Source organism: Nocardia sp. Tas62D01 (genome assembly GCF_055232035.1).
In genome coordinates this window covers 5,293,762-5,306,911 of record NZ_JBUYUZ010000001.1, presented here as the reverse complement: position 1 = coordinate 5,306,911, position 13,150 = coordinate 5,293,762, and the positions used below count along the sequence as shown (strand labels likewise).

The following is a 13,150-nucleotide window of genomic DNA, read 5'->3' as shown; positions in this document are numbered from 1 at the left end:
GCCACGGCCACGGCCACGAGAAGGGTCTACTCGTTTCCTCGCAGCCGTCGAACGCGGCAACAACGACTGCGGCCAGATCTGGGGAAGCTGGCTCGAACGCGAAGGCCGAGAGACCTACGCCTACCTGACTGCTGACGAGCTACTAACGGTGTTCGCCGTCCACTCCGCCGAGACCGACACGGGTACGCCATCAGTCCTCATGCCCGTACAACCGACAGACGTCTTCGTACGAGAACGCCACTACTACAACCGGTTCGTGACCCCCGGCCACACAGCCCGCAACCGATTCAGACGGGGATCACGCAAGTCTGGGCAGCTGCCGCCCCAGCTTCCAGCCGGTCGCGCAAGCCTAAGCTGCACCAACACATTCGAGACTTGCCGTCACAAGTTGCGGACAGTGCGAATTGTTCATCGTGCTCGGCGTTTTGCCTTTCCGCATGATGTGCAAGGCAGCAGTCGCGGCTGCACGTGTGACAGCCGTGTCATCCAGTAGACGTTCAAGGGCGTCCAGGTCAACAGCATGCAGCAGCGTATTCCAGGGACCCGCCTGCTTGTAGCCCGCGGGTCCGTCGTCCACACCGGGATGCCTGCGGAGAAAGCCCACGTAGTTTCTTTCCGTGTCCCCGCTTCCGAGCAGTTCGATATCGTTGACGTGGACGAATCCAGAGAGCTTGCGCGTCTGTCGATGCTGCAGGAGGGTGAGCGTCTCGGTCCACGACACGGTCACGCAGGCGACTCGTGCCCACTCCTTGTTGCCGGTCGAGGGAAGGCAACTGAGCGACCAGTATTGGTGTTCTGTGCGCGCCGGGTAGGGGACGCATCGCTCCACGTAGTTTCCGATGATCCGTGATAGCTGCGCACTGTCATGCGGGTACGTGCGCAACAGCACGGAGTAGGAGTGAGCGGCACCAGCGAACTGACCGGTGTCCAGCCGACGGCCGTTCCAGCCTTCTTCGGCGTTGCATACGTCTGGTGCGGCAAGCCATTGCTCTTGTTCACCGACAGCGACGAGTTCGTCGAAAGCGACATTCGATCCGCTGATGATCGCCATCTCACTTTTATTGCGCGCCAGCGTATCTAGTTGCTGAATGCTGTGGATGAGCTTGCGCTCGCGGGCCAGAAGGTGCCGCCGGGGTTGCTTCATTTGGCCGGCCTCGGGGTCGGGAAGAAGCCGTGCGTGTTTGATATCCTTGTATTTTCGCGGATGCTCCGAACCCACTCGCTGCGGCAAATCGGTGGACTGACCGACGTAGCATTGACCGTCGGTGAACTCCAGCACATAGTATCCGGCGAATCCCTGGCCGAGCTTGGCTAGCTCTCTGCGAAGAATCTTCTCACCCGCCGGCAGCGGCTCACCGAATTGGTTCTCGTCTGCCCAATGTCTGATCTCTTCGGATCGCCGCGCCACCAACTCGGGGCTCGGTGGGTTCTCTTTACCCAGCGGCCGCACCGGAAGTTTCGATTTCGGCTCCGCCGCACCTGACGAGTGCCACATGGCCTCGACGTCAAGCTCAGGCCAGAACGCCCACCCGGGCGCAAGCTGTACGGCCAGCCGAACCAGAGACTCCGCCTGATGCGGAGCATGGTCTCCCCGCACAGTCTCGATCCCGGTCAAACCTTCGTCGAATGACCATTGGCCGTCGCGGTAAACCCAACGCATGCGAATGAAGCCGGATTCGGGTTCACCGTTCCGGGCCTCCCACACTTTCGTGACGGCTTGCGGATCGCTGGATGATGGTGGGCTCGCGCGCACGTCGATCGCGGCGAAGCCCGAGGGAGACCGGAGGTGTTTGACGACTGTCCGCCAGCCGCAGCCGACGATACGAACGAGCGAACTCAAGAAATCGCCGTGTACATCGGCAAGGTAGACGCCGAAATCGTTGAATCGTTCGTCGTCGAGTGCGCATAGCTCGCTGAGTGTGCCCACGTGCCCGCGGAGAGACTCCGGCAGAAGGTAATCCGACAGCACAGGATCGTCATCCGGCTTCTGTGAATCGTCCGCCAAGTCAGCATCAAGATTGTCGGACTCGTCAATCCACTGAGCCTCAGACCATCTGAAATGCCCCACCGTCTCGTACTTGCCGCCGCGGAGCAGTCGCACGTCCAACACCGGCCCGGAGTCCGACAACGTCTCATGCGCAACAAAGGACTCTGCCGAAACCAGGAGTAGCCAGAGAACTCCTGGCGGATCCTCCTCCTGCAAGCGCAGTAATCCGACCGACGACCCGTCGAGTTCATCCATCAATCCGCCTCATCTCGCGTGTGCTCATCTCACCGTAACTGGTCAGGTGGCCCGAGTGGTAGGTCTGCATGTCCTCGTATCATGTTGTGGCACAGTGTGTTTGTGCCGCAGCCGACCTATGAGCAACTTCCGAGTTCGTGGTCACCCAGGCGGCGGAGATCGCGCGTTTGAAGGTTTGCCTCGCCGAGCATGATGCGCGGATCGCCGAGTTGGAGCGGCGATTACGCTCGAACTTGCGGAACTCCTCGAAGCCACCGTCGTCGGATTCACCGTTCGTCAAACCGAACCCGAAGTCGTTGCGAGGCAAGAACGGCCGCAAGCCGGGCGGGCAGCCGGGTTCGACGCTGGCCCTGGTCGCCGATCCGGACGATACGGTGACCCACGAGCCAGCCACATGCGGTGGCTGCGGCTCGCGTTTGACGGGAGCGGAGCAGGTTCGGAGCAGGTGGGTGTGACCCGCCGGCAGGTGTTCGACCTGCCGGAGATCAAGATCGAGGTTGACCGAGCACCGGCTGACATTGCTGTCGAAGCGCTGTTCTGGACCAACTCGACTGTCGCACTCACCGTTACCGCAGCTCAGAGGGTGTTTGCGGGGCAAGCGGGGCTCGAACCCGCGACCAATGGATTACTGTACCGTGGCGATGATGCTCGCCAGGGAAGTGAAAGCGCGGTCTTGCTCTTGTAGCGTGCTGCTGCTCGGGCTTGCTCGGAGTCGCGGCCGTGAACGCGCCAACCACCGCCGTCGGGGATGCGCCCAACCTTCTTCACGTCGACGTGCACCATGTGCCCGGGGCGCTTCGCGAGGATCTTGCCGGGTGTGCGGTTGGTGTCGCCGTCGGGGTCGATGAACTTGCGCCGGTTCAGTCCGAGTCGGTTGATGATCCGGGTGGCGGTCCGGCGGCTGACTTGAGTGCCGTTCTCGGTGAGTTCGAAGGTGATCCGGGCCGCAGACCATTTGCACTCACGCCGCCAGATCTCGATCTGCGCGACAATCTCCGGCGGTGTCGCGGTCGGCTGACGGCGCGGTGTCGATGAGCGGTCGAGTAGGCCGACATCGCCGTAGCGGCGCCACCGATTGACCCACTTCGACGCGCACGCCCGCGAGATCCCCATCTCGGCGGCGACATGAGCGATCGGTCTGGTTCGGCAGCGGGCGATGAGCCGGCGTCTGCCCTCCACCGTCAGCGGAGCGTTGCGGTGGCTCACTTGCTGGCGCCATGGCTCGTGACGTTGGTGACCGGACGGAAGATCGTGGCGGCTCATCTTCTCGGAAGCTCGTAGGTCAGCTTGACGATCTTCGAGAAAGTCTTGACGCCTGCGAGCGTCATTTTGGCGCCCTGCCCTTGTCGGAAGAACTGCTTGCCAGCACCGGCAATGAAGGGGAAGACGGTGAGGTCGATGACGTCTATCAGCCCCTCCCGCAGAAGGCTCTCCCCGAACCGGCCGTGGCCGAGAACCAGCAGGCTGCCGCCGTCTTGTTGTTTGAGACGGCCCACCTCGGCGACGGCTTCGCCTCGAACGATGACAGTGTTGTTCCAGTCGGCCCTCGCTAGCGTCGAGCTGAACACGTACTTCGGGATCGTCGTGAGCCGGTCGGCCCACATCGGCTTGTGGTCCGTGCGACCGTCGTACAGTTCCACGAACGCCTCGTAGGTGGCGCGCCCGAACAGGATCGCATCGCAGGCCGTCAGCAGGCCTAGACCGTCCCGTAGATATGCGTCGTCCTGGTACTCGGCCACTCCCATTCCGACGGGGTCTTCGATGACCCCATCCGCCGAGGCCAGGACGTATTCGATCACTGTTCGCATGGCGCGCACCCTTCTGATTCGGTTACAGCTACCTACGAACGACGGCCCTCGAACTCATCGCGACCGCTCGAACAGCTCGAAAAGGTCCGGGTCCTGGTAGACGAGGAGGTGGGACAGCAGGCCGTCTGCTCCCCCGGTGACGACATGGAGCGTGTGGGGCTGGACGCCGTCGTCCGTGACGCGGTAGAGCAGCAGCCCCGGTTGGTGATTCGCCGAGATGAGGCGTGTCTGCCAACGGGCGCCGCGCCGGCGGAACAGGTCCGCCATGAACGCCCGGTACGAGGCCCGACCGCGCAACCACTGCGGCAGCGGAGGCATCTCCAGCACGACGTCCTGAGTCACCAGCTGCGCCAGCGCCGCCGCGTCCCCCGCTTCGAACGCGCGGGCGTACTGTTCCACTCTCCTAGTCTCGTCGGCTCCCCGCTCGGACCGGGAATCGTCCGACGCCCCAGCGAGGGCACCGCGGGCCCGCTGGAGCGCGGAGTTGATCGCGGGCACCGACGTGCCCAGCGCGGCAGCGGCCTCGGACGACGAGTACCCCAGCACCTCGCGCAGTACGAAGACCGCGCGCTGTCGCGCTGGCAGCGCCTGCAGGAGGGCAGTCACCGCCAACCGGACGTCGCTGCTCCGCACCACAGCATCGGCGGTGCGGTCCTCGCCGAGCCAGCTCGACGGCGCAGGCTGAAGCCACCGGGTGTCCAACCGGGGCACCAGGGGCGCTCCCACCTCGAAGTCCGGATCGCCGAGATCGCGAGGCAGCGTGCGGCGGCCGGCGCTCCGCAGCCGATCCACACACACATTTCGAGCTATCCGAAACACCCACCCGGACATGCTCCCCGTCTCGGCGTTGAAGCGATCTTGCGCCCGCCATACACGCTCGAGCACATCCTGAACAGCGTCCTCGGCATCGAACGGCGAGCCGAGCATCTGATAGCAGAATGCCCACAACTCCCGGTGCTTCTCGTCGAAGAAGGCGTCAAACACGCCCGGCCGTCCCTCATCCATCGGAGGAGAGTATTACCTACTGCAACATGGCCTGGCTGTCCGCGACCACTCAGCCACCGGCCCCACTCCGCATTTGTCAACAACGTCCTGACCCGCAACAGCTAGGGCATTAGCACGTCGTTGAGCATCCTGACGCTTGGCCGGTTCCGCCACGGGTCAAGCGCCCGAACGACTTCAACCACGACGTTCATGGTGCGCTCGGACCGGGTCTCCCTGGCGACGGTGACCGCTGTGGCGGCAACGGTCGCTGCTTCGTCGGGTTCACCGCCGAGAGCCAGCGCCTTGGCCTGTCTGGCCCCGAACAGGCCGCTGTCACGGCGGGACAGCGAGCCACCCGACAGGACGTCACTGAACAGCTGCACCGCCTGGTGCGGCTTGCCTGCTTCGGTATAGCAACAGGCTGAACGCACGAGCAGGGTGCCTTGGTTGAAGTAGGCCCCGAGAGCGCCGTCATCGGCATCCCCAGCTTCGGACAACAACTGCTGCGCGTGGCCGAGATTCTGTTCGACCGCGGCGAGGGGCTCACCCGTCATGGCCAGGCCCAAGGCTTCTTGCTGCACGACTTCGGCGTGGGCACGAGGCGGGAGCTGCCACGGCCCCATCGTTGCGGCCTGTGCCAAGGACAGCACAGTGCCCGCATCTTGTGTGTCGTAGGCCATTTGGGATTTCTTGAGCAGGACGTGCCCCTGAAGGGGCAGACTGCCCGCCGCTTGTGCCCACTCCATCGCACGGTCGTACAGAAAGGTCGCGGTCAGCGGATCGTGCAGATCCCGGTACAGCCAGCCCGCAAATTCGGCACCGTCAGCCCCGACCTCCAGTAGCTGGCGGCGGATCTCAGGTTTGGCATCGCGGCTGTGCCGGCGGATCGCGCCGAGCACGCCCAGAACCAACGGGATCGCCGCCGCAGGCCCAAGGGTGCCATCATCCGCCTTGCATCTGACGAGCTGCTGACGGAAGAAGTCCACGACCGGGCCGTCGAAGTACCGATGCGCGTTGTCGAGCGCCGCGCCGACGCGTTGCAGCTCGTCGGCGTTACCGGCCGGACGCCCTGGTGAGTGGCGTCAGATCGGTGCGCTCCAGGCTCTCGACCACGCCCGGCAGATGTGCGAACCAGGTGCGGGTCTGGTCATCATCGGCCGCCACCACGATCCACGGCGTCACGATGTCGGCGCTACTCGCCGCAGGAACATCGACACCGCGCTCCGACAACCAGCGACGAGTCTCACGGCCACGGTCGTCCATGCCAATCTCGTTGGCAATGAGCAACGTTGACACATCTAACGCCGACAGTGCCGCTGCGGTCATCGGCGCATCGGCGGCAATGGAGTACTCGACGCCTTCGACAGCCGCACCATGATTTGCCGAGGGGAAGTGCGGCACGCTCCACAACTCGGCCAGCGCCAGGTAGCTGACGCACACAACCGGACCCCCGCGTACCGCCATCGAGCTACCAGCCGTAAATCGAGAAAGATGTTCCGTCGGTGATGTGCTTCATCGCCACCCGGCAGTAGTCGATCATGTGGTCCGGCAAGCCACCCAGCGCGAACCAATCAAGCGCACTGCACTTTTCAGGCTCGCGGTTGGTAGGTTCGCCCTGCCAGTCGGTCACGGTGAAGAAGAAGGCCACGCGGCCATCAGACGACGAGTTATGCATGACGTGGCTGAACTGCACGTCTTCGGGCTTGATCGTCACGCCGATCTCTTCTTCGGCCTCGCGGATCAGAGCGGCGATCACGGATTCGTCGGCTTCCAGGTGCCCGGAGGGCAGGTGCCATGCGTCATCCTCGAACCCAGTGTTCTGGCGCTGCCCATAGAGCACACTGTCGCCACGACGCAGCACCAGGTGAACGTCGCCAGTCACCTTGTGCCGCTGCGGCTTTGTTTCCTGGGCAGTTTCGGTTGCCGTACTACTCATAAATGTTTCCTTTCGCTTAGTTGTTGTCGTTGATGCCGCGCCCCGGCGGCTGAAGCTCGTGAAGCGCCCCGAGCCTAATGCGCGGCCAGCGTGCCGAATTTGCGCCGGACGCATACCCGCAAGGGAACCGCTGGCATAGAACCGTTCGGCCACCCGGACCAGGCTCAAACTCGGACCGCCCCACAGCGGCCCGGTCGCAAGGGAAGGAACTCGGACATGACGGAAGACCTGCGGCACATCCACATTGAGTCCGGTGCTCTACGGCTGGACTACAAAGCCAGCGCCGAGCAGGCCCAGAACGTGGCTGACGAACTCGCGCAGGGTTGCTCAGGGCTCAGGTGACGGTTGATGACAACGTGCAGGCTGATCTTCCGCCGTTGCCCTGTGCGCAGCTCTGGGGCTGATGTCGGATGCCGCCGCCAGATCCCCTCGAGCACAGAACCTTTGTCCAAGCGGACAGCATGCTGGCGGAGTTCATGTGCCTCGAAGATCCAAGAATAACTGGATCTTCGAGCCCCGGCTGTGGTCGATGCGATCAACCACGTGACCGGTCATCCAGCTCGACCGGCATGGGGCAGCGATGAGGCCGCAGCCGACCGCGTTGGGCTGGATAGACCCGGACGTTACCGGCATGCCGGAATGGGATGCCGCGCAGGTGCGGCGGCTGGCGCGGCGCCTCGGCTACGCGCTGGTGTGGCCGCCGGATCTCACGCTGGTGCCGCTGGTCGACCAGGTTCGGGCTGCGGAGGTGGATGCGGTGATCACGCCGTCCCCGCTGCACCTGGATGTGCTCATGCTGCACGCGGTGATGTGTGTCGCGGATGTCGAAACCGTCGCTCCGCGATTGTCTTTCGCTCGTTGGACCGCGTTTTCGTCGGGGAAGCAGGGATGGTGAGTTGGAGCACGGCCGGGCTGGTGCTGGCGGCTGGTGTGCCGTTGGCGGTGTTGGTGTGGGCGCTGTGCTGGCCTGTGCGGGTGTCGCCGCGTAAGCCCAAGAGCAAGGTGCGGGAGTGAATCACGGTGACTGACGAGGGGTTCGGCTGCCACGCTGGCGAGTCCGGCGTAGCTGTGCAGGCCGCTCACCACGATGTTGACGACGATTCCTCGCCGGGGGCTACCAAAAGCGGGCTCGCCGCGCGGGTCGTAGTTCGGTTCACAGGTCGTTGGGGATGTCCGCCCGGTGCGCGTAGGCGGCCTCTGTACTTCGGCGATGGCTGACGCCCCGGGTGCGAGGTCAGGCCGCGTCTGCGGCCACAGCAGGTCTTCGGACTCCCCCAGAACCTGCGCGACAACCGCCCGTGTCCGCCGATGCGGAACCCGACCTGCCAACCAGCGGTTGACGGTCTTCGCGTCGACGCCCATGGCCGCCGCCAACGCAGACGAATCCAGCCTCGCGCGCAGCATCGCCGATTCCAACCGCTGGATCATACGGCGCATTTCTGGGACGCACGGGACCTTCGAAATGTCCGCCAAAACGTCCTGCACGCAGTTCACATGCCCACCGCTGACGCATAGCTTCGGTTCCAGCACTCAGGCAGACGGATTCCGCCTCGAGGCGCACCGACCAGAACCAATCACCGACGGATTCGCGAAGTGATCTGCGGGCCACCATGTTTCAGGTGCTCGCGATCCGATGCGTTCGAGAGGAGCCGTCAATGACCGCGCTGCTCCACCGAGCACTCGTCCTGCGGAGCCTGCAACCCGGCGGACAACTCACCGACCACCAGATCGCAGCCAACACCTCCCTGCCCCTCCGCCGAACCAGACGAGCACTGCGCACACTCCATCTCAACGGACTCCTCCGCCAAACACCACACCGCCAGGCCTGGGAACTGTCGACCTGTGGCCAGGCCATGCTCGACGTCCCCCGATCGGCACTCACCCGATGAAACCCACCGCCATCGGATACCTCCGATCCGACATCTCCGGCACCGCACAGAACTGGGATGAGATCCGAATGCGCTCGCTGGCAAAGAGATAAGGATACGACCTCGCGAAGACCATCGTGTTCACCCCACGAACCCTCGACCTGATCACCCGGTTGATCACCATCGCCCGCCGGACCGACACCGAAGCCGTCTTCAGACCCCACCTGAGACACCTCGGAGCGGAGATATCGATCGTCCTTGTCAGCACCTGCGACGTGATCACCGTCGATGACGAGAACACCTACGCAAGACCGCATTTCGGCTGGTCGCTACCAAACCGCGGCAGATGATCGCTGTGGGGAACCCCCGCTGGCCGCGAAGGTACCGTTCACCAATTCAACTCCTAGCATCTACGGAATCGGATACATGGTAATAATGCCGCCGAATCGGTCGGTAATGATCTTGTATCGACTGTTGGCGTGACCACCCAACTATTCTGACACGTTGCCGATGACTTTAAAGGCGGTCGGTATCGCCTTGCCCCGGGCAGAGGCTGGCTCATGGCTTTTGCCAGCCACTACCAAGTCTGGATGGCGTCCCGCAACGCGGGTTCGGGGTCATTGCCGAGAAGCTTCGCCGAGATAGCGATCCGCAAAACCGTCGCAGCCTGGGTGAATATCGGTTCCGAAGAATTCATGACGTCAAAACCTGCACGGTCGACCCGGAGCACACCGGGAGGCAAGGCGATTCGGGGCTCGGCAGTCAGACCGCGCAGGACAGCGTCGGCCATATCCGTCGGCAGACCCGAGGTGAACGGACGTGTCCACAGTCGGCTCGGGCAAGTTGGTTGGTCGGCTCCGTCGAGCAGATCGAAAGGCGCGACTGCGATTTCGATCTGCACAGCCGGATCGTTACCGGCAAGAAACTCCGCGCCGAGCAGAGCACCCGGTGCGATACCGCCGAAGCGGCGTAGCACCTCCACCAGAACCCGGGCGCCCCCACCTATGTTGGGTTCAGCCATCGCGGAAACTGTGGAAGTGAGCACTCGCGCCACCGGATACGCGGCGCTCGTGTCGTCTTCGTCAACAGCAGCGATCCCGTGATTCTCGACCTCGAGCTTCATCATCGCGGCGGCAAGCCATTCTGCTTGCGCCACCATGGGCCGAATTCCGGGTACTTGTCGATCACATCGGGATCATAGTTCTTGCCCGGAGGGTGGGTCTTTAGCGCCTCTTCGTGGGCCTGTTCGTAGGACATACCCTTGTTCATCAGCTCAGCCTCCCTCAACTCGTGCTTCATGAAGTTCTTCTGGGCGGGACCGGGGACCGGCTCGATGCGCGCGACCTTGATATTCGGTGGCACGCCCTGATATTTCGGATCGTAACTATTCGGGTTCAAGGCTTCGGCGGTCTTCCAGTCGGTCGGACTGGATGGTGCTCGGCCGAAGATCTGTTGGAACGCCGCCGCCGACGTATGGAGACGATCAGGATTCGAGCGAGAGTCCTGTTTCTTGTCGTCCTCGATCGTCTTGGTCGCCTCGGTCAGCACCGACTCCGGCGCCATAGCGTCGAGTTCTTGATTCGCCTGCGCGATATTCCCGCCCCACTGCGCATCCGAACTTTCCAGAGTCGAGACCAAGCCCGCGAGTCCCGAAAGCTGCATTCCCGCCTCCGAATTCCAATCCTCCACGCCGTCCACGGTCCAGTCGTCGGCGACGGTGACCGGCGATACAACATAGTGCTGGAAGATGGTTCGGATCTCCGCAAGTGGGTGCGCCATATCTCGGGCTGCGCCAGCGCTCGCGGTTCCGAGATCGTCGTATGCCGTTGCGATTGCACGCATCTGGGTGCGTTCCCGGTCGGCCTTCTCTTCTGCGGTCAGATTTGTCCGTTGCGAGTGAAGTTTTGACATCACTGGATGATCTGAAGGCCCCCGCCGAACTGGCCGGACCGCACGACTTTAAGACGAACTCGGTCGAGGACCAGGGAACTTGCCATACTGCATCAGACCGCGAACACACGCCAGGCATCGATACGGCTGCCGGGCTCGGCACCCGGACCGCCGTCGAACATGATCCGCCGCCCAGACGAGCACAACAGCAGCCCAGCGGGACGATACCGCGGCGAGTTCATCGCCCCGACACCGAGCAGCTTGAACTCCATGCCACTGACCGCTTCCTACCTCGTGCCCCTGCGGAAGAGCATCAATGCGGGCGCGCTTGTGGAGTTACCGGCCCGAATCGTGAGCCGCACTTGCACGGGACGAGTCCGCCATTCCAACTGCCGGATAGGCGACGGCCGATATCGCCGGACAGCGGAGTAAGTGGGGCGGATACCTGCGCCGATGTCCAACGCCAAATGGCGTTGGACATCGCCCGGGACGACAGGAAGAACCCTCGGTACCGGGACGACACCGCCCTCACACGTGGTCGACCAACCCTTTGGCACCCTCGGACACCGCGCAGTGCACGCAGCAGAAGAATCGACCATCTGCCTCCACACCGTGGCCGATGATCTTGCAGTTGCAATGCTCGCAGATAGGTGCCATGCGATGGATCGCACATTCGAAGCAGTCGAAGACATGCCGCGTTCCCTGAGCTTCGACGACGATCGGCATACCGTACTCGTTACCGCAAACCTCGCATGCGCTCATGAAACCGTAGGCTACTCGGCGGAACCAGCACCATGTCGCTACTTTCGGATTATATGCGCATGACCGGCTCGACCTGCGCGGTGGAGATCGTCGCCTCGAGTTCGGCACCAATTGTCCGGGCCGTCGACGCTCAGCCGCAGCGCCCGGACATTCGATACGACCCGGTCGGACGAATTCGTCGTAGATGGGGGCTTGCACACAGATGCGCTCGGTGGACAGCCACACCTCAGGCGGACGAGATCGGGACAGGGTCCGGTAGAGGTCATGGGATGAGTTTCAGACTGGCGGCGTACGCCGTGCGGGTGCGCTGGGATCGCGAACAGCTCATCGGAGGCAAGCCCATTGAGGCTCGTTCCGCGTCCGGCCCGAGGGCGCAGAACTGTTGCTCGACGGTGGTTTTCGGGCGTGGCCCGCGGTTGGGCGCGGGCCGTGGCCCGTCGTAGGAGTGCCGTGATCGGCCCGGACAGGGGATGCACGGCGTGTCCTCCCCGGTCCGGGCGTCGTGGACCTGTGGGATTGCTCGTGGTTCGAGCTCGCTCAGCGCAGGTTGGCGATGGCCAGCTGGAGTGCAGCGGCGCCAGCAGCCTGGATCGGATGTTCGGCGATGATCCGCTGAATGCGCTCTACAGTGAAGGGCTGCAACTCTAGTACGCGCCCTTCGTCGTTGTCGGCCACGATCCCCTCGAACAGGTCATCGAAGACCGGTCCGTCGATGATCACAGCGGTCAACAGATCCGTGGCGAAGCTCAGCGGATCGACACCAAGCCCAGACAGTAAGCCTCGACAGATCCCTCACCGATTCCCTGCGTGAGCCGCGACGCGAAATCCCATGCCCCGTAGCTGATCGGGGCCTCCTCGCTGCCGTGATCTTCATCGGTCCCACACAGTTCTTCGGAGAATTCTCGAATCATGTTGTACCACAATGAGAAATCGTTCTCGATGTTCCAATCGGCGTAGCCGGAGGGCTGAAAAATGCCAACCGGAACCACCTGATACATCCCGCCGGCATGCCCGACCTTGCGCGGGTCGCGCCAATGCAGCAGAAATGACCGCTCGCCGGTATCGCCGTCACGTCGGATCGTCAGTGTGCTGATGGCGAGATTCACACGCCGCTGCCCGGGGTCGCAGGGGTCGGTGATCGCCACACGCACCCCGGGTTCGACCGCTCCGTCGCGGTAGGCCACCGCGAACTCATGTGCGGCCGCTTCACCCACGTCGACATTGTCGAAATAGTGCCCGAGCCCGAACCGCAGCGTCGGTGACTGACCAGCCAACTCGGCGTGAAGCAACCGGTATGTCGGCCGATTCTCGAATACCGCCGGCGCCGCGATCTCACCGACTGCCGCGGAATATGTCTCATATGGTCTACCGCAGGCGCGGGTCGGCAGGATGGGACTATGAGGTAGCCGGGCCGTGGATGGCGATTCCTCCGCTCGGGACCATTCCAGCGAGATGTGGTCCAACGGGATAGGGGCGATCGGCAGCCACTCACGTCGTGCGAGTAGAGCGGATTCAGCCACTCGGTACGCGTCGGGGTAGCCGGCCGCAGCGGCGAGGTCCAGTTCGGGCCGGTGTTCACGCAGATAGGAGCGCGTTCGGGCCCACGCCTGCTCACTGTCGGTCAAGGTGCGCGATTGCGTGGACATGTGGTCTCCGGGTT

At 63.4% G+C, this 13,150-nt stretch carries 18 protein-coding genes and 1 pseudogene; 6 read left to right on the top strand and 13 right to left on the bottom strand.

The genetic code is table 11. The features are described 5' to 3' along the window. Window positions 1–349: 349 nt before the first annotated feature. Complete coding sequence (locus ACV7NQ_RS25060; protein ID WP_463361876.1) at window positions 350–2,242, bottom strand: GIY-YIG nuclease family protein; 1,893 nt, start codon at window positions 2,240–2,242, stop codon at window positions 350–352. Between the two features lie 137 nt (window positions 2,243–2,379). Between ACV7NQ_RS25060 and ACV7NQ_RS25055 the strand changes: the two genes are divergently transcribed. After that, on the top strand, window positions 2,380–2,697 hold the full coding sequence (locus ACV7NQ_RS25055) for a DUF6444 domain-containing protein (protein WP_463361875.1): 318 nt from the start codon (window positions 2,380–2,382) through the stop codon (window positions 2,695–2,697). Between the two features lie 211 nt (window positions 2,698–2,908). Here the strand turns inward: ACV7NQ_RS25055 and ACV7NQ_RS25050 are convergent. The 6 genes and pseudogenes from ACV7NQ_RS25050 to ACV7NQ_RS25025 all read right to left on the bottom strand — a co-directional run. Continuing rightward, window positions 2,909–3,448 (bottom strand): annotated as a pseudogene (locus ACV7NQ_RS25050) (helix-turn-helix domain-containing protein); the annotation flags it as partial. Between the two features lie 53 nt (window positions 3,449–3,501). Next, window positions 3,502–4,041, bottom strand: coding sequence for a dihydrofolate reductase family protein (locus tag ACV7NQ_RS25045; protein WP_463361874.1), 540 nt, complete (start codon window positions 4,039–4,041; stop codon window positions 3,502–3,504). 63 nt (window positions 4,042–4,104) lie between these two features. After that, the gene (locus ACV7NQ_RS25040; protein ID WP_463361873.1) at window positions 4,105–5,034 is read right to left on the bottom strand and encodes an RNA polymerase subunit sigma-70; all 930 of its coding nucleotides are present in this window, start codon (window positions 5,032–5,034) and stop codon (window positions 4,105–4,107) included. Window positions 5,035–5,156: 122 nt separating this feature from the next. Next, the gene (locus ACV7NQ_RS25035) at window positions 5,157–6,020 is read right to left on the bottom strand and encodes a hypothetical protein (RefSeq protein ID WP_463361872.1); all 864 of its coding nucleotides are present in this window, start codon (window positions 6,018–6,020) and stop codon (window positions 5,157–5,159) included. Window positions 6,021–6,087: 67 nt separating this feature from the next. After that, window positions 6,088–6,474 carry a hypothetical protein gene (locus tag ACV7NQ_RS25030; RefSeq protein WP_463361871.1) on the bottom strand — a complete coding sequence of 129 codons (387 nt, stop codon included), beginning with the start codon at window positions 6,472–6,474 and terminating at the stop codon, window positions 6,088–6,090. A 28-nt stretch (window positions 6,475–6,502) separates the two neighbouring features. Further along, entirely contained in the window at window positions 6,503–7,213 is a 711-nt protein-coding gene (locus tag ACV7NQ_RS25025; protein ID WP_463361870.1) for an NUDIX hydrolase, read from the bottom strand. A gap of 337 nt (window positions 7,214–7,550) precedes the next feature. On the opposite strand from ACV7NQ_RS25025, the gene ACV7NQ_RS25020 reads away from it, so the two are divergent. From ACV7NQ_RS25020 to ACV7NQ_RS25005, 4 genes are all read left to right on the top strand, one after another. Then, window positions 7,551–7,865 (top strand): hypothetical protein, encoded by a 315-nt coding sequence (locus ACV7NQ_RS25020; protein ID WP_463361869.1) that lies wholly within the window; start codon window positions 7,551–7,553, stop codon window positions 7,863–7,865. Next, window positions 7,862–7,984, top strand: coding sequence for a hypothetical protein (locus ACV7NQ_RS25015; protein ID WP_463361868.1), 123 nt, complete (start codon window positions 7,862–7,864; stop codon window positions 7,982–7,984). Before ACV7NQ_RS25020 ends, ACV7NQ_RS25015 begins: the two co-directional genes overlap by 4 nt. Window positions 7,985–8,625: 641 nt before the next feature. After that, window positions 8,626–8,859 (top strand): hypothetical protein, encoded by a 234-nt coding sequence (locus ACV7NQ_RS25010; RefSeq protein WP_463361867.1) that lies wholly within the window; start codon window positions 8,626–8,628, stop codon window positions 8,857–8,859. 116 nt (window positions 8,860–8,975) lie between these two features. Further along, on the top strand, window positions 8,976–9,188 hold the full coding sequence (locus ACV7NQ_RS25005; RefSeq protein WP_463361866.1) for a hypothetical protein: 213 nt from the start codon (window positions 8,976–8,978) through the stop codon (window positions 9,186–9,188). Window positions 9,189–9,415: 227 nt separating this feature from the next. Here ACV7NQ_RS25005 and ACV7NQ_RS25000 read toward each other — a convergent pair whose 3' ends face one another. From ACV7NQ_RS25000 to ACV7NQ_RS24985, 4 genes are all read right to left on the bottom strand, one after another. After that, window positions 9,416–9,859, bottom strand: a complete 444-nt coding sequence (locus ACV7NQ_RS25000) for a hypothetical protein (RefSeq protein ID WP_463361865.1) — start codon at window positions 9,857–9,859, stop codon at window positions 9,416–9,418. Between the two features lie 101 nt (window positions 9,860–9,960). Beyond that, complete coding sequence (locus ACV7NQ_RS24995) at window positions 9,961–10,536, bottom strand: hypothetical protein (protein WP_463361864.1); 576 nt, start codon at window positions 10,534–10,536, stop codon at window positions 9,961–9,963. A gap of 305 nt (window positions 10,537–10,841) precedes the next feature. Then, window positions 10,842–11,000 (bottom strand): hypothetical protein, encoded by a 159-nt coding sequence (locus tag ACV7NQ_RS24990; RefSeq protein WP_463361863.1) that lies wholly within the window; start codon window positions 10,998–11,000, stop codon window positions 10,842–10,844. A gap of 256 nt (window positions 11,001–11,256) precedes the next feature. Further along, the gene (locus ACV7NQ_RS24985) at window positions 11,257–11,454 is read right to left on the bottom strand and encodes a hypothetical protein (protein WP_463361862.1); all 198 of its coding nucleotides are present in this window, start codon (window positions 11,452–11,454) and stop codon (window positions 11,257–11,259) included. 305 nt (window positions 11,455–11,759) lie between these two features. On the opposite strand from ACV7NQ_RS24985, the gene ACV7NQ_RS24980 reads away from it, so the two are divergent. Next, entirely contained in the window at window positions 11,760–11,933 is a 174-nt protein-coding gene (locus ACV7NQ_RS24980) for a hypothetical protein (protein ID WP_463361861.1), read from the top strand. Window positions 11,934–12,027: 94 nt separating this feature from the next. Here the strand turns inward: ACV7NQ_RS24980 and ACV7NQ_RS24975 are convergent, their stop codons facing one another. Together ACV7NQ_RS24975 and ACV7NQ_RS24970 are read right to left on the bottom strand one after the other, a co-directional pair. Continuing rightward, complete coding sequence (locus ACV7NQ_RS24975) at window positions 12,028–12,210, bottom strand: hypothetical protein (RefSeq protein ID WP_463361860.1); 183 nt, start codon at window positions 12,208–12,210, stop codon at window positions 12,028–12,030. A 26-nt stretch (window positions 12,211–12,236) separates the two neighbouring features. Then, the gene (locus ACV7NQ_RS24970; RefSeq protein ID WP_463361859.1) at window positions 12,237–13,136 is read right to left on the bottom strand and encodes a hypothetical protein; all 900 of its coding nucleotides are present in this window, start codon (window positions 13,134–13,136) and stop codon (window positions 12,237–12,239) included. Window positions 13,137–13,150: the final 14 nt, after the last annotated feature.